This is a genomic window from Xanthomonas sp. NCPPB 1062 (genome assembly GCF_041481705.2).
Lineage (GTDB): Bacteria > Pseudomonadota > Gammaproteobacteria > Xanthomonadales > Xanthomonadaceae > Xanthomonas > Xanthomonas euvesicatoria.
Map to the genome: position 1 here is coordinate 3,764,546 of NZ_CM192987.1, position 14,209 is coordinate 3,778,754.

Sequence of the window (14,209 nt, forward strand, 5' to 3'; positions counted from 1 at the left end):
ATGCCCCGAACCGGCGTCTGCCATGGCACTGCTGCGGCAATTGCGCTGCGGCAACGTCTGCGTCATGACGCCAGCTGCAGCGTGTCGGTCCTTGTCAATGTCGTGCACGCCGGCGCTCATGCGCCGCCGGCCATCTCCGCTTCGATCTCGTCGGCACTGCGCGCCAGCGCATCGGTCAGCACACGGTGGCCATCGGCAGTGATCAGCACATTGTCTTCGGTGCGAATGCCGATGCCGCGCCACTTGGCCTCTACCGAACTGTCGTCGGCCGACACGTAGAGCCCCGGCTCGATGGTGAACACCATGCCGGGCTCGAGCAGCCGCGAATCGCCGGCCAGCCGGTAGTCGCCCACATCGTGCACATCCAGGCCCAGCCAGTGACCGGTCTTGTGCCGATAAAAGCGTTTGTAGTGTCCATCGGCGATGTTGCGCTCAAGTTTTCCCTTGAGCAGGCCCAGGCGCAGCAGGCCTTCGGTCAAGGTTTCCACCGCCGCCAGATGCCCGGCTTCGTACGCCACGCCGGGGCGCGCCTGTGCAAGCGCAGCCGCCTGCGCAGCACCGACCAGATCGTGCAATGCACGCTGCGCTGGCGTGAAGCGGCCGTTGACCGGAGAGGTGCGGGTGATATCGGCCGCATAGCCGCGATATTCGGCACCGGCATCGATCAGCACCAGCTCGCCATCGCGGCTGCGCGCATTGTTGGCACGGTAGTGCAGCACGCAGGCGTTGCTGCCGGTGCCGACGATGCTGCCGTATGCCGGCCATGCGTCGGCAGCGCGGAATTCACGCTCGACCTCGGCCTGCAGTTCGTATTCGTGCACACCCGGCCGCGCCATCCGCATCGCTGCACGGTGCGCGCGCACGCTGATGTCGGCAGCCTGCTGCATCAGCGCGATTTCGTCGCGTGATTTGAACAGGCGCTGCTCGTGCAACAGATGCCCGAGCTCGAGGAATTCGTGTGGCGGCTGCGCCCCGTGGCGCACCTGCTCGCGCACGCGCTTGAGCCAGCCGATCAATTTGAGATCGAAATCGACATCGCGCCCGAAGTGGTAGTACACGCGGCTACGCCCTTCCAGCAGGCCGGGCAGGATCTCGTCGACATCGTCGATGGGGTACGCATCGTCCATGCCGTAGCGTTCCACCGCACCTTCCTGGCCCTCGCGCGGGCCATCCCAGGCTTCGCGCTCGGCATCGCGTTCGCGGCAGAACAGAATCGCTTCGCCATGCTTGCGGCCGGGCACCAGCACCAGCACCGCCTCGGGCTCTGGAAACCCGCTCAGATACCAGAAATCCGAATCCTGTCGATATGGGTAATGCGTGTCGTGGCTGCGCACGCGCTCAGGCGCGGCCGGCAAGATCAAAATCGCCTGCTCGCCCGCCATCTGCATCAGCTGCTTGCGCCGGCGCGCGTACTCGGCCGCGCCAATCCCGGTGAGCTTCTTCATGCCGGCAATCAGTTCAGACGTTGGCGAAAGCGCGGCCCCATCACGCAGTCGCCATGCAGCAACAGCACCGCCACGCGTACGAATTCTTCGATCTCGGCCAATGCGGTGTCGTCCTCGTCGGCCGCGTCGAAGTCCTCGCTGGAGGCCTGCGCCAGACGCGCCAGATCCTGCAGCGCTTCCTCGCCTTCTTCGCTCAGTGCCGGACGCTGCTGCGCAGCCAGGCCGAAGCCGCCCAGAAAGGCGCGGCACCAGTCGAACAATGCATCGGTGCGCGCCGGCAACGGGGCGCCGTCTTCGACCAGCAGCAGCTCGAAGGCGAAATCGCGGTCTTCCAGTTGCGCCACGGTGGCCTGCCGCAGCTGATCCAGCGCCCCACCCTGCTGGGGCGCCACCTGACCGCTGTCGGCCAGAATGCGCGCCAGCCAGTCGGCGCTGTCGGCACCGCCGCCGGAGAGCCACCCGCACAGTCCACCATGCAACTCCGCCGCAGAGGACGCCAGCGCGAGCTGACGGCTTTCGTGTTGCACAGCGGTTACGTCGGGCAGATCCATCGGGTCATCCAGGCTGAAGAGCGAAAGGTGCCGGCGCACGGCCGGCGATATGACTTCCCAGTGTACCAAGGCGGCCTGCGTGAGCCGCGACCTGCGCGTTTCAGCGCGCGTTCTCCTCCTGCAATGCCGGCCTGCCTGGATCGGTGCCAGGCCTTGCAGGGCTTGGACCGACGCCAGGGATTGGGGCAAGCGTGGGCGCTTGACCACCCCGCGCACGCGCCCCTATCGTGAGCGCATGGACAACGCTGCCGCCCTCGCCCAGATCCGCGCACTCGCTGCCCGCGTGGAGGCGTTGGTGGAGCGTACCCAACGGCTCACCGACGAGAACCGCAGCCTGCGTCACCAACAGGAGCAGCTCATCGGCGAGCGCTCCCAACTGTTGACCAAGAACGAGCAGGCGCGCTCGCGGGTGGAAGCGATGATCGCCCGCCTGAAGTCATTGGAGCAGCACACGTGAGCAACAACGAACCGGTCAGCGTGCGTATTCTGGATCGTGAATACACGGTGGGCGTGACGGCAGACGAGCACGAAAGTCTCACCGCCGCCGCGCGGCTGCTGGATCTACGCATGCGTGAGATCCGCGGCAGCAATCGCATGGCAGCAGTGGACCGTGTGGCAGTGCTGGCTGCGCTCAACTTGGCGCACGAGTTGCAGCAACTGCGCGAACAACAGGCGCTCTACGATCGTGAATTGGCAACGACGCTGGACACCTTGAATCGCCGGCTCGACAGCGTTGCCGACACACCGCGCTGAGTGGAATTCGCACTGCCATCGCAAATATGAATCCTCAAGCCCGCCGACCGACGAGTGGGCTAGCCATCGCGGCACAGAGGTCTATAATTCACCTGCGTTCTCTGCTGTAAACGACAGCGTGCAAAACATTCGCCTTGTCCCTTAATTACGACCACGGGGGCGCGACGAAGCCGGGTGTGCAAGTCCGCCTTGTAGCGGGAAGCCCGATGGCCTCACAACGTCCCCACTTGAACCCCGGGTTCAAGGTCGTTTCGCCCGCATCGTCACGGCGGAGAATGCAAATCTGAAACGGCGCCTTCGGGCGTCGTTTCTTTTTTGTGCGTCTGACGGTCTGACATGCGGCAGTTGAAGCGGCCCTGCGGATCTGTTGCGCTCGCGATGCTGGTGCCGTGTCGGTGGCGTTGCCGCGCGCGGCAATGCGCACGCTGTATCGCCCATGCAGATGCAGATGCAGATGCAGATGCAGGGCATATGTCCGGGTAGTGCGCACACCGTAAGGCTCTATCGGCACGCCCACAGCGCAGGCGCAACTGCGGGCCGCATGGCACGCCATGCTAGGCAGGCGCGTGTGCGCATTCGACAATGCAACACCATTGCGCTGCGAGACACCGATGACCGAGGACCGAGATGCGTTGCGCCAGCAGTTGCGCGCACACCGCCGCAGCCTGCCGGCAGCGCAGCGCCTGGCCGCAGCCGATGCGTTGGCACAGCGTTTGCTGGCGCTGCCGTTCGCACCGCACCGCGGTGCCGTGGCGGGCTATTGGGCGATGGACGGCGAAATTGCGCTGCACCGCTGGCAGCTGACCTTGCCGGCGGGAGTGCGCTACTGCCTGCCGGTGCTGGACGGGCGCGTGCTGCGCTTTGCGCCGTGGCGGCCGGGCCAGCCGCTGGTGAGCAATCGCTACGGCATTCCGGAGCCGGATGTGGCACGCGCCGACACGTTGGCACCGGAGGAGATGGCACTGGTGGTGACGCCGCTGACCGGCTTCGATGCGGCGTGCCGTCGGCTGGGAATGGGAGGCGGCTGGTATGATCGCAGCTTCGCGTTCCGGCATCGCCAGGCGCCGCCTCCCTGGCTGGTCGGTGCTGGCTTCGCTGCGCAGCAGGTGCCCGCCCTGCCTTCCGAAGCATGGGATGTGGCGGTCGACGCCATCTGCACCGAACGCGCCACCTTCCTGAAAGACGACACCGTTTCCGAATGACTGCCCGCAAGCGCTACTGGTTGATGAAGTCCGAGCCTGACACGTTCTCCATCGATGATCTGGAACGTGTCGGCACCGAGCCCTGGAACGGCGTGCGTAACTACCAAGCGCGCAACTTCATGCGCGATGGCATGCAGGTGGGCGATGGCGTGTTTTTCTACCATTCCAACTGCAAGGTGCCCGGCATCGTCGGCATCGCCAAGGTGGCGAGCGCGGCGTATCCGGACGACACCCAGTTCGACCCGTCTTCCGACTACCACGACCCAAAATCCACCCGCGAGGACCCGCGCTGGATGCTGGTGGACGTGGCGTTCGAGCGCAAACTCGCCCGCACGATTTCGCTGGATGAAATCAAGCAAGAGGCCGATGCGCTGGGCGAAGGCTTTGCGCTGATCGCACGCGGTAACCGCCTGTCGATCCTGCCAGTGACCGCCGCGCAGTGGAAGTTGCTGCTGGCGATGGAAACGCCGTGATTGGGGATCCGGCAGTTGGGATTCGCCCATTGCCACCCCGCGTGACCGGCTTTTACGAATCCCAAATCCCCAATCACTAATCCCGAGCTCTTTACCCATGTCCGAAGCAAAACGCCTGGCCGCCGAAAAAGCGATCGATTACGTGGAAGACGGCATGATCGTCGGAGTGGGCACCGGCTCGACGGTGGCTTACTTCATCGACGCGCTGGGCCGCATCGGCCATCGCATCAAGGGCGCAGTGTCCAGCTCCGAACAGAGCACCGCGCGCCTGCGCCAGCATGGCATCGAGGTGCTGGACCTCAATCACACCGGCAATCTGTCGCTGTACGTGGACGGCGCCGACGAGTGCGACCCGAACCGTTGTCTGATCAAGGGCGGCGGCGCAGCGCTGACGCGCGAGAAGATCATTGCCGAGGCCAGCGAGCGCTTCATCTGCATCGTCGACCCCAGCAAGCAGGTACCGGTGCTGGGCAAGTTCCCGCTGCCGGTGGAAGTGATTCCGATGGCGCGCAGCCTGGTCGCCCGGCAGATCCTGGCGCTCACCGGCGGCCAGCCGGTGTGGCGCGATGGCGTGGTCACCGACAACGGCAACGTGGTGCTGGACGTGCATCACCTGCAGATTACCGACCCGGTGGGCCTGGAGCGCAGCTTGAACCAGATTCCCGGCGTGGTCTGCGTGGGTTTGTTCGCGCGGCGCCCGGCCGATGTGGTGATCGTGGGCGGCGAGCCACCACAGGTGATCTGAAGATCGCGCGCGGGCCTTCGCATGCGCAGTGACGGCCCGCATTGCGAAGCGATGGCGGGTCGCACATATCCCGCTTGCAGCAACCGCACGACGCGCCGCAGCCGCTTGACGCACGCGGCCGCTTGGCAGATGGTGCGGCATCCTCGCCAGTTGGTATGCCGCATGCGTTGTTCTGGTCTTCTAATCCTTGCGCTTCTGCTCCTGCTCGGCGGCTGCGCCAGCAGCGGCGACAGCTGGGTGGAATTGGCAGGCACGCGCTACAAGGTGGAACTGGCGCAGAACGATGCCGATCGCGCCAAGGGCCTGATGTTTCGCGATGCCATGGACCAAGACCGCGGCATGCTGTTCATCCACGACCGCCAGGAGCCGATGGCGTACTGGATGAAGAACACCAAGATCGCGCTGGATATCCTGTATTTCGATGAACAGCGCCGGCTGGTCTCCCAGCAGCGCGATGTGCCGCCGTGTTCGGCCGGCGACGCCTGTCCGCCGTACCCCAGCAGACAGCCCGCGCGCTATGTGCTGGAGCTGAATGCCGGCCAGGCCGCCAAGCTCGGCCTGAAGGATGGGGCCACGCTGCGCTTCAGCCCGGACATCCCGACGCCCGAATAAGCGGCTGCAAGCAGGTCCTGGGGGCCATGCCAGCAAGGCACATGGGGCCCGCCGACGGGTGAGACCTGCGCGTCACCTTTCCGAACGGCGTTCGCGTCCGTCGGACGCAGGGCCGCCTGTCAGCGTTACGCGTTCATGCGCCCCGCGTCCCTGTCAGGAAGTACCGGACTTGAACCCTGCGCCGCTTGCCGACACTCTTGGCAGCATGGTCGACATGCTCCCACTTCCCCATTGGACCGCGCTCGCCAGCCTGGACGACGATGCGGTGCCGTTGATGTCCACCGCGCTGCTGATCGCGCGCGACGAGTATCCGCAGCTGGATGCCGAGCTGTACGACACGCTGGTGCAAAGCCACGTCGAGCATCTGCGCCGCGAAGTGGACGCAATCGATCTATGGCCGCTGAAGATGGCCGCGGTCAATCGCTACCTGTTCGACGAGCTGGGCTATTCGGGCAATCACGACGAGTATTACGACCCGCGTAACAGCTACCTCAACCAGGTGTTCGAGCGCCGGCTGGGCAATCCGATTTCACTGGCGATGGTGCAGATCGAAGTGGCGCGCCGGCTGGGCATCCCGTTGGCGGGGGTGTCGTTTCCCGGCCATTTCCTGGTGCGTCTGCCGGTGGATGACGGCGTACTGGTGATGGACCCGTTCAACGGCGGCCGTCCGCTGGGCGTGGATGAGCTGCGCGAACGTGCCCGCCCGCACCTGGGCGGCGAAATTCCCGACGACCGCGCGCTCGCGCAGATTCTCGACCCCGCCCCGCACCGCGCGATCTTGATCCGCATCCTGCGCAACCTGCACGGCGTCTATGCCGATGCCGAGCACTGGGACCGCGCTGCCCGCAGCGCCGACCGCATCCTGAAGCTGGTGCCCGACCAACCCGAGGCCCTGCGCGACCGCGGCATGGCCTATCTGCATCTGGGCCACCGCAACGGCGCACGCCACGATTTATCGCGCTACCTGGTGCTCAACCCGGGCGCGCAGGACGCGGCCCATCTGCACGAACACCTGGTGGAATTGAATAGCCAGCGCGCGCGGGCGCATTGAGCGCGTAGACGCGCCGGCTGGCTAGGCCAGTCTGCCCGGATAGGCCACCGCCGCGTGGTTCTCGGCAACGCAGGCACTGGCCGGCCCGCATTGCAGCAGCATCGTGGTCGCCGACGCTGCCTGATTGCACGCCGTTGGCGGCGCTCAGTCGATCTCCACCATCTCGAAGTCCTCCTTGGTCACGCCGCAATCGGGGCAGGTCCAGGTGTCGGGGACGTCCTGCCAGCGGGTACCCGGGGCGATGCCTTCTTCGGGGATGCCGTCGGCCTCGTGGTAGAGAAACCCGCAGACGACGCACATCCAGGTGCGGTAGGTGGTCGTGGATGTCTCGCTCATCGGATAATCGCGGTCATGCAACAGTGGGCCTGCATTGTCCCATCCCATCCACCGCTTTCGGAAGCGTTGCCATGCCCAACCGTCTCGACGTTCGCGGCGTCTATCTGATCACCCCCGACGAGCCCAACACGCAGCGCCTGCTGCTGCGCACGGCGCCGTTGCTGGGGTCGATCACCTGGCTGCAATACCGCAACAAGCAGGCGGATGCGGCGCTGCGGCTGCGCCAGGCCGGCGCCTTGCGCGAGGCATGCGCGGCCCATGGCGTGCCGTTGATCATCAACGACGATGCGCAGCTGGCGGCGCAGGTCGGTGCGCAAGGCGTACATCTGGGCGAAGACGATGGCGATGTGGCGGCAGCGCGCGCACTGCTGGGCGAGCAGGCCATCATCGGGGTGTCGTGCTACGACGAAATCGAGCGCGCGCGCGCCGCAGCGGAAGCGGGCGCCAGTTACGTGGCCTTCGGTGCGTTTTTCCCGACCACCACCAAGCAGACCACCCGGCGCGCAACGCCTGCATTGCTGCAGCAGGCTGCCGAACTCAACCTGCCGCGCGTCGCGATCGGTGGCATTGCGCCTGCGCAGGTGCCTGCGCTGGTGACTGCCGGCGCCGATCTCATTGCGGTGGTCAGTGGCGTGTACGCGGCGCCGGATCCGGTCGCAGCGGTGCAGGGGTATCGCGCAGGGTTTGCGGCTCAGCGCGGCAAGCTTTGAAAGTTGTTCATCCAAGCGCTTCAATCGATTTGAAGACAGCGCGTTTTTCATTTCGCTGCATCGCTTGGGTGAAAAACCAGGTGCGTCGCGCGCGCGATGCCCTCGCCGCACCGGACAGTCGGCTGGCGGCCAACCGAGCGGGTCGTTGCGTGTTGCGTGGGCGGCCACGCTGCTGCCGATTGCTTCGTGATGGCACTTGCCAGGCACGACGAGAGAATCACCAGAGAAGCGGGGGATTGACCGATGTGGAAAGCGCCTCGAGCGCTGCTCCCACATGCACAGCAACCAACGCGACAGGCCCTTGCCCGCCTACCGTCGCCGGACCTTACGCGGCACGGATGCCGCGTAAGAGCTTACAGGGACGTACTTGCAGCGTGTCCGGCGATGGTAGGCGGGCAAGGGCCCTGCAGCCAAGAAGCAGATCTAAGGCTCCCAGGCTTGGCCATACAAACCGTCCAATCCACTTCAAGACCGCGACATGTATTTCACTGCATCGCGTTGCCTCGAACATCGCGTGCGCGGTGCCTTCGCCAGACGGTTTGCTGGCAGTTTTATTGAAAGCGATGCAGACACGCGATCATGACGTACCCCTGCTAGCCGAACGCCGAGATCAAGTGCACTGCGCTCAGCCAAGTCGTCGCTCAGGCGGCGTGTTCCCGCTCATCAGAATGATGTCGACTTGAGCGCCATCCCCAAAAAAAAACAGCGACGCGTGCCATCACGCGTCGCTGCCGGGACTGCCGTTATCGCGTGGCGCGATTAAAAGTCGTAGCTCAACGTCACCCGACCCGAGCGCGGCGCCTGATAGGCGACGACCTGGTCCCATAGCGGGTTGGTGGTGTTGTCGGGCAATTGCGAGAACGGGTAGATGTTGGTCGCGGTCTGCTCGTTGGTGATGTTGAATACGTCCAAGCGCAACGCCAGCTTGCCATCTGCAAATGCCGGCTTGTAGGTCACGCCCATGTCCAGCTGCGCGATCCAGCCCAAACGCCCCTGCGAGCCGGGAGGCGATGCCACGCCGGTGCCGGTCTCCGGGTTGTAGCAGTAGTGATACGGGCCGCCGGTAATTGCGCTGCCGCCGTAGCCGGCCGGATCGCGGCCGCTATATTCGGTCCCGTAGTAGTTGCCCAGGCAGTTGTGCGGAGCACCGGAAATCAGGCTGAAATTGGCCGATGCGCCCCATTGCGGAGTGAATTGGTAGAAGCCGAACAGCTTGAGCTGATGGCGATGATCGTTGGATTGATCGCCATTGAAGTGTTCCATCAACGCAGGGTGGTCCCAGCTTTGCGTGGTCGAGACCGAGGCCTGGCCCTGATAGCTGCCCAGCGCGCCGCCGGTGCGCCACAGATCCGAACGCACCTGGCCCTCGGTGGTGCCGTAGCTATGCGACCAGACGTAATTGACCTTGGCATACCACTTGCCGTCGAACGGACGCTCCAGATTGAACTCCACCGCCGAATAATTGCGCTTGAACTTCGGGAAACCTGCAGCCTCGCGGCTCACCGATATTTCGTGGAACTGGCCATCGGTGCCGATCACCCCCCAGGTATTGGTCTGGCCCGGATTGATCAACGATGCGCCCGCCACCTTGGAGAAATCGATGGTCACGCCTTGCGCCGCTGCCGCATCGATCAACGCGGTGTTGGAGACGTCGTAGTTCTGGTCGTCGATGCCGGCATTGAGACGGCGATGCGTGCCGCGCACGCCCAGCACCCAGCCGCTATCGAGTTGCTTGGTAAATCCGAGAATGAGTTCGTCCTGGTTTTCGCCTTCGATGTCCTTGGCCACCGCGGTGCGTACATCGGCGATGCGACCGAAGCGCGAATTGGCCGACACCGCCGAACCCAGCTGCTGCGCCAGGATCGGCGTGCCGTCGGCATTGATGCCGCTGTAGGTGAAGTAGGTATCGGTAGTCGTGGCTGGGGTGAACAGACTCACCGCCGATAGCGGCAGACCGAGGTAGTAACGGCCAAGGTTACCGAACACCTTCAAGCTGGAATCGCCATTGACGTCCCAGCTGAAGCCCAGGCGCGGCGCCCACGCGTTGTCGATTTCGATGTAGGGATCACCGAACGGGGTGTAGTTGGTGAACTCGTCCTTGCGCAGGCCCAGGCTCAGCAGCAGATTGTCGGTGACCTGCCACTTGTCTTCGATGTAGTAGGCGCGTTGCTTGGCCTCGTACGAATACAGGCTGGTGTTGATGTTGCGCACCACGTAGTAGCCACTGGATCCATTGACCGGATCCACCAAACCCGGGCTCGGCGCACCGATGCCGCCGGCTTCGTTGGCCGACTGGCTGACCAGGCCGCCGGTGGCCAGCCCGTACGGGTCATTGGTCTGTCCGTAGGTCCAGGCAAACCCGGGGCCAGAGAGGATCGAGCCGACATCGATGCCTTCTGACTTCTGGTTATCGAGACCGAAGTTGAGCGTGTGGTGGCCGATGCGCCATTCCAGATTCAGGCGCTGGTTGTCTTTTTTGTACTCGCGGTCCGGCGAGCTGACCGAGGTGACCAGCTGGTTGCCGATGCGCGGTGTGCCGCCGGTGTAGGCAGGGTTCTGCAATGCGGCGCTGTTGATCACCGGACCGCCAGCCGCGTCGTAGTTGAACGGCGTCAGTTCGTCCGGGGTTCTCATCTTGCCGTACAGGGCGGTCACGGTGAGGTTGTCGCTCAGATAGCCGGTGTACTTGCCGGTGAACAGCGTCGGCCCGGTTTTCCAGGTGGATTCGTCGGTGAAGTAGGCGCCACGCTGTCGCGTAACATAGTCGTAACGATAGATCGAGCCATTGGTTTCGGCGACGTCGCTGGCACCGGTCACCTCGATCAGGTGGTTGTCGGTGACGTTCCAGTCCACCTTGGCGTACCAGCGCTGCTGCGTGTAGTCGTAGTCGGTGAGGCCGCCGGTGCGGCCGTTGTCGGTGTCGCGATTGGTGCCCACGCGCAAGCCGTCGGAGTTCACCTGCTCGGCGGCCAGGAAGAAGAACAGCTTGTCCTGGATGATGGGTCCGCCGACATAGGCGCTGTAGGTGGTCTGGCTGGCCTCGGCCTCGCTGGCGGGCTGGTACAGGCCATTGGCCGCACGCGCATAGCGGTAGGCGGCGTTGTTGATGGTGCTGCCCTGGCTGTCCGGGCGCCAATAGATGTCGCGCTGCTTGGCCTTGAGGCCGTTCGGCTCCCAGATCACTGCAGCGCCGAACTTCCACTCATTGGTGCCGCGCTTGCCGATCTGGTTGATCACGCCGCCGTTGGCGCGGCCGTACTGCGCGCCGTAGCCGCCGGTAAAGATTTCCTGCTGGTCGATGGCGCCGTACGGCAGGGTCAGGCCGCCCAGGTTATTGCTGATGGTGGTGGTGTTGAAACCGTTGAGGTAGTACGCGTTTTCGCTGGCGGCCGAGCCGCCGAAGCTGGGGAGCGAGCCGCCGAGCGGGCCGTTGTCGAAGCCGCCGCTGTTGACCACCACCCCCGGTGCCAGCAGCGCGATCGCTTCGGCGGTGCGGCCCAGCGGCAGTTGCTGCAACTGTTCGGCGGTGACCACGGTGCGCGTATCCACGCTGCTGACGTCGATGGTGGTGAGGCTGGCGGCGCTGACGGTGACGCTGTCCAGCGTCTGCACGCCGCTCCCCGCGGCTGCGCTGGCAGCGAAGGACACGTCTGTATTGGCCCCGACGGTGATGGCGACGTTCTCGCGCGTCTCCACCACTGCGCCATCGCGCTTGACCGTCACCTTGTAGGTGCCCAGCGGCAGATTGCCGGCGGTGTAGCGGCTGCGTGCGTCCACCGGCACCTCGCGGCTGAAGCCGCTGTTGTTTTCCACGAGCACGCTCGTGCCACTGCCCTGCCCCACGCTGCCGACGATGCTGCCGGTGGTGGACTGCGCGTGGACGCTGCCCATGGCCACGACCAATGCCAATGCCAAGGCACGCTTCTGGATACTACGGTTCATGCTCTCTCCCCAGGTCTTGAACTGTCGGCAAGGCGACAAACGAACGGTGCCAATGGCTACCGAAATCACACTTTCTGAACATCTGCAGCGCGATGCCAATGACTGCGCGCCATCAGCTCATTCCAAACTGTCGATCACGTCGCGTTCGATCATAGGCAGCCAAGTTCCCCCATCCGCCCACTTCGACGGGTAGGCGGGTGTCCGACGGGTAGGCGCGCAAGGCCGCAGGCCTGACAATGGCGCACGCGATGCCCGCCGCCGGGCGTCGATGCCCCCAATCGGTATTCCTCAAGGATCTGCGCATGAACCATTCCCGCTCCCACGCCCTGTTCGCCCAGGCGCAGACCTTGCTACCCGGCGGCGTCAACTCGCCGGTGCGGGCGTTCAAGTCGGTCGGCGGCGAGCCGTTCTTCGTGGCGCGCGCCGATGGCCCGTATCTGTTCGATGTCGACGACAACCGCTACATCGACTACGTGGGCTCGTGGGGGCCGATGATTGCCGGACACAACCACCCGGCCGTGCGCGAAGCGGTCGAGCGGGCGATCGGCAACGGGCTGTCGTTCGGTGCGCCGTGCGCAGCCGAAGTGACGATGGCGCAGACCATTACCCGGCTGGTGCCCTCCTGCGAGATGGTGCGTATGGTCAACTCCGGCACCGAAGCCACGCTGTCGGCGGTACGCCTGGCGCGTGGCGCCACCGGGCGCAATCGCATCATCAAGTTCGAAGGCTGCTATCACGGCCACGGCGATTCGTTTCTGGTCAAGGCCGGCAGCGGCATGCTGACCCTGGGTGTACCGACCTCGCCCGGCGTACCCGCAGGGCTGAGCGAGCTGACCGCCACGCTGAGCTTCAACGACTTCGAAGGCGCCACCGCGCTGTTCGACGAGATCGGCGCGGAGGTGGCGGCGGTGATCATCGAGCCGGTGGTCGGCAACGCCAACTGCATTCCGCCGCAGGCCGGCTATCTGCAGCATCTGCGCACGCTGTGCACGCGGCACGGCGCGCTGCTGATCTTCGACGAAGTGATGACCGGCTTCCGCGTCGCGCTCGGTGGTGCGCAGGCACATTACGGCGTGACCCCGGACCTGACCACCTTCGGCAAGATCATCGGCGGCGGCATGCCGGTGGGCGCTTACGGCGGCCGCCGCGACTTGATGGAGCAGGTTGCTCCGGCCGGGCCGATCTACCAGGCCGGCACCTTGTCGGGCAACCCGGTAGCGATGGCCGCCGGCCTGGCGATGCTGGAGCTGGTGCAGGAGCCGGGCTTCCACACGCGCCTGAGCGAGGCCACCAGCATGCTGTGCGAAGGCCTGGAAGATGCCGCACGCGCGGCAGGCATTGCCGTCACCACCAATCAGGTCGGCGGCATGTTCGGATTGTTCTTCACCGACGACATCGTGGAAAGCTACGCACAGGCCACGGCATGTGATATCACCAGCTTCAACCGCTTCTTCCACGCGATGCTGCAGCGGGGCGTGTACCTGGCACCCTCGGCGTACGAAGCCGGCTTCATGTCCAGTGCGCACGACCAAGCGGTGATCGAAGCCACCTTGGCGGCGGCGCGCGAGGCGTTTGCGGACGTGGCGCGCTGATTGGTTGGGAATTGGGAATTGGGAATTGGGAATTGGGAATCGGTGAGCGCGGAGGCGTCGCTGGTTTGCTGCTTTGCGGTGCGGCGTGATCGTGCCGCACTGGCAGTGGCGCAGGACATTGGCGAGGTAGGCATCACCGGAACTGCTGGTGAGCCTGCGCGTGCGTGCAGCGGTTTCGTTCGTAGCAACGGCGACTGCACGGCGGTGCGCGTTGCCAGACTGCGCGCCATGCTCGCAGCGAACTGTGGATGGCGCTGTCTTTGCATAGGAGCGGCTGCCACAACCCAGCGGGGAGTCGTCAGCCGGGCCTGGGCGGGGCGCAGGACCGCGGTGCGTGGTCCACGCCGCATCGCGCATCGGCCGCGGCTGTGTGGTAGCGAGCGTAGTCGCTTTGGCAATTGCTTTTGGAGCGGCTAACAAAACTACTGCGCAGCCGCCAGGTGGGCGCGGCCGGTGCTCGGAATCCTCATGTACCACTCGTACACTCCGGTTCCTGCGCGCCGTCCGCGCCCACCTGACAGCTGCTCGCTACGTCTTGTTAGCCGCTCTTAGTCGCTGCTCTCTCACCACCGCGGCCACGAGCAGGCGACCTCTAGCGCTCCTTGACCGAGTGCACGGGCCGGCGCTTCGGCCGCAATGCCTCCTCGACTCGGCGCAACACGCTTTGCTTTTGTCGTGTGGCTGTCATACCTTTCTGAAAAAGGTGCTCAGGGACGGGCATGGGTGGGGACCCTCGAAGCAGCCGCTGCACCTGCGTCGCCGAATCCGGCGATGACGCTGCATTGCCGCTGTTTCAC

At 64.9% G+C, this 14,209-nt stretch carries 13 protein-coding genes and 2 other RNA genes; 11 read left to right on the forward strand and 4 right to left on the reverse strand.

The features are described from left to right. Positions 1 to 116 precede the first annotated feature (116 nt). Both ACCQ16_RS16220 and ACCQ16_RS16225 read right to left on the reverse strand, forming a co-directional pair. A complete protein-coding gene (locus ACCQ16_RS16220; protein ID WP_029820192.1) occupies positions 117 to 1,445 on the reverse strand; it encodes an aminopeptidase P N-terminal domain-containing protein in 1,329 nt (442 codons plus the stop codon). Positions 1,446 to 1,453: 8 nt separating this feature from the next. Next, positions 1,454 to 1,996 (reverse strand): YecA/YgfB family protein, encoded by a 543-nt coding sequence (locus ACCQ16_RS16225; protein WP_011348467.1) that lies wholly within the window; start codon positions 1,994 to 1,996, stop codon positions 1,454 to 1,456. Between the two features lie 235 nt (positions 1,997 to 2,231). Between ACCQ16_RS16225 and ACCQ16_RS16230 the strand changes: the two genes are divergently transcribed. The 8 genes from ACCQ16_RS16230 to ACCQ16_RS16265 all read left to right on the forward strand — a co-directional run bounded on the left by ACCQ16_RS16230 (position 2,232) and on the right by ACCQ16_RS16265 (position 6,832). Further along, on the forward strand, positions 2,232 to 2,453 hold the full coding sequence (locus ACCQ16_RS16230; protein ID WP_003486122.1) for a TIGR02449 family protein: 222 nt from the start codon (positions 2,232 to 2,234) through the stop codon (positions 2,451 to 2,453). Then, the gene (locus ACCQ16_RS16235; RefSeq protein WP_029820193.1) at positions 2,450 to 2,749 is read left to right on the forward strand and encodes a cell division protein ZapA; all 300 of its coding nucleotides are present in this window, start codon (positions 2,450 to 2,452) and stop codon (positions 2,747 to 2,749) included. Before ACCQ16_RS16230 ends, ACCQ16_RS16235 begins: the two co-directional genes overlap by 4 nt. Before the next feature lie 95 nt (positions 2,750 to 2,844). Further along, positions 2,845 to 3,028, forward strand: a non-coding RNA gene (gene ssrS, locus ACCQ16_RS16240) — 6S RNA. A 332-nt stretch (positions 3,029 to 3,360) separates the two neighbouring features. Further along, positions 3,361 to 3,951, forward strand: coding sequence for a 5-formyltetrahydrofolate cyclo-ligase (locus tag ACCQ16_RS16245; protein WP_065628787.1), 591 nt, complete (start codon positions 3,361 to 3,363; stop codon positions 3,949 to 3,951). Next, positions 3,948 to 4,424 carry an EVE domain-containing protein gene (locus tag ACCQ16_RS16250; protein ID WP_008575810.1) on the forward strand — a complete coding sequence of 159 codons (477 nt, stop codon included), beginning with the start codon at positions 3,948 to 3,950 and terminating at the stop codon, positions 4,422 to 4,424. Before ACCQ16_RS16245 ends, ACCQ16_RS16250 begins: the two co-directional genes overlap by 4 nt. 97 nt (positions 4,425 to 4,521) lie before the next feature. Then, a complete protein-coding gene (gene rpiA / locus ACCQ16_RS16255) occupies positions 4,522 to 5,169 on the forward strand; it encodes a ribose-5-phosphate isomerase RpiA (protein WP_008575808.1) in 648 nt (215 codons plus the stop codon). A 162-nt stretch (positions 5,170 to 5,331) separates the two neighbouring features. Continuing rightward, positions 5,332 to 5,781, forward strand: coding sequence for a DUF192 domain-containing protein (locus ACCQ16_RS16260; protein WP_033479023.1), 450 nt, complete (start codon positions 5,332 to 5,334; stop codon positions 5,779 to 5,781). Between the two features lie 169 nt (positions 5,782 to 5,950). After that, the gene (locus ACCQ16_RS16265; RefSeq protein ID WP_014090972.1) at positions 5,951 to 6,832 is read left to right on the forward strand and encodes a SirB1 family protein; all 882 of its coding nucleotides are present in this window, start codon (positions 5,951 to 5,953) and stop codon (positions 6,830 to 6,832) included. A 144-nt stretch (positions 6,833 to 6,976) separates the two neighbouring features. Here the strand turns inward: ACCQ16_RS16265 and ACCQ16_RS16270 are convergent, their stop codons facing one another. After that, a complete protein-coding gene (locus tag ACCQ16_RS16270) occupies positions 6,977 to 7,216 on the reverse strand; it encodes a rubredoxin (RefSeq protein WP_008575804.1) in 240 nt (79 codons plus the stop codon). A 23-nt stretch (positions 7,217 to 7,239) separates the two neighbouring features. Between ACCQ16_RS16270 and thiE the strand changes: the two genes are divergently transcribed. After that, complete coding sequence (gene thiE, locus ACCQ16_RS16275) at positions 7,240 to 7,878, forward strand: thiamine phosphate synthase (protein ID WP_277572512.1); 639 nt, start codon at positions 7,240 to 7,242, stop codon at positions 7,876 to 7,878. Between the two features lie 759 nt (positions 7,879 to 8,637). Here the strand turns inward: thiE and ACCQ16_RS16280 are convergent. Beyond that, a complete protein-coding gene (locus tag ACCQ16_RS16280) occupies positions 8,638 to 11,820 on the reverse strand; it encodes a TonB-dependent receptor domain-containing protein (protein WP_277572511.1) in 3,183 nt (1,060 codons plus the stop codon). Between the two features lie 302 nt (positions 11,821 to 12,122). Between ACCQ16_RS16280 and hemL the strand changes: the two genes are divergently transcribed. After that, positions 12,123 to 13,412 (forward strand): glutamate-1-semialdehyde 2,1-aminomutase, encoded by a 1,290-nt coding sequence (gene hemL / locus ACCQ16_RS16285; RefSeq protein ID WP_011348479.1) that lies wholly within the window; start codon positions 12,123 to 12,125, stop codon positions 13,410 to 13,412. A 468-nt stretch (positions 13,413 to 13,880) separates the two neighbouring features. Then, positions 13,881 to 13,956: non-coding RNA, sX9 sRNA (locus tag ACCQ16_RS16290), on the forward strand. Positions 13,957 to 14,209 lie beyond the last annotated feature (253 nt).

Excerpts from the sequence above, each read along its gene's own strand:
- ACCQ16_RS16270 (WP_008575804.1), bottom strand. The coding sequence starts at position 7,216 with ATGGGATGGGACAATGCAGGCCCACTGTTGCATGACCGCGATTATCCG.
- ACCQ16_RS16280 (WP_277572511.1), bottom strand. The coding sequence starts at position 11,820 with ATGAACCGTAGTATCCAGAAGCGTGCCTTGGCATTGGCATTGGTCGTG.
- ACCQ16_RS16260 (WP_033479023.1), top strand. The coding sequence starts at position 5,332 with ATGCGTTGTTCTGGTCTTCTAATCCTTGCGCTTCTGCTCCTGCTCGGC.
- ACCQ16_RS16230 (WP_003486122.1), top strand. The coding sequence starts at position 2,232 with ATGGACAACGCTGCCGCCCTCGCCCAGATCCGCGCACTCGCTGCCCGC.
- ACCQ16_RS16250 (WP_008575810.1), top strand. The coding sequence starts at position 3,948 with ATGACTGCCCGCAAGCGCTACTGGTTGATGAAGTCCGAGCCTGACACG.
- ACCQ16_RS16225 (WP_011348467.1), bottom strand. The coding sequence starts at position 1,996 with ATGGATCTGCCCGACGTAACCGCTGTGCAACACGAAAGCCGTCAGCTC.
- ACCQ16_RS16245 (WP_065628787.1), top strand. The coding sequence starts at position 3,361 with ATGACCGAGGACCGAGATGCGTTGCGCCAGCAGTTGCGCGCACACCGC.
- hemL (WP_011348479.1), top strand. The coding sequence starts at position 12,123 with ATGAACCATTCCCGCTCCCACGCCCTGTTCGCCCAGGCGCAGACCTTG.
- thiE (WP_277572512.1), top strand. The coding sequence starts at position 7,240 with ATGCCCAACCGTCTCGACGTTCGCGGCGTCTATCTGATCACCCCCGAC.
- ACCQ16_RS16220 (WP_029820192.1), bottom strand. The coding sequence starts at position 1,445 with ATGAAGAAGCTCACCGGGATTGGCGCGGCCGAGTACGCGCGCCGGCGC.
- rpiA (WP_008575808.1), top strand. The coding sequence starts at position 4,522 with ATGTCCGAAGCAAAACGCCTGGCCGCCGAAAAAGCGATCGATTACGTG.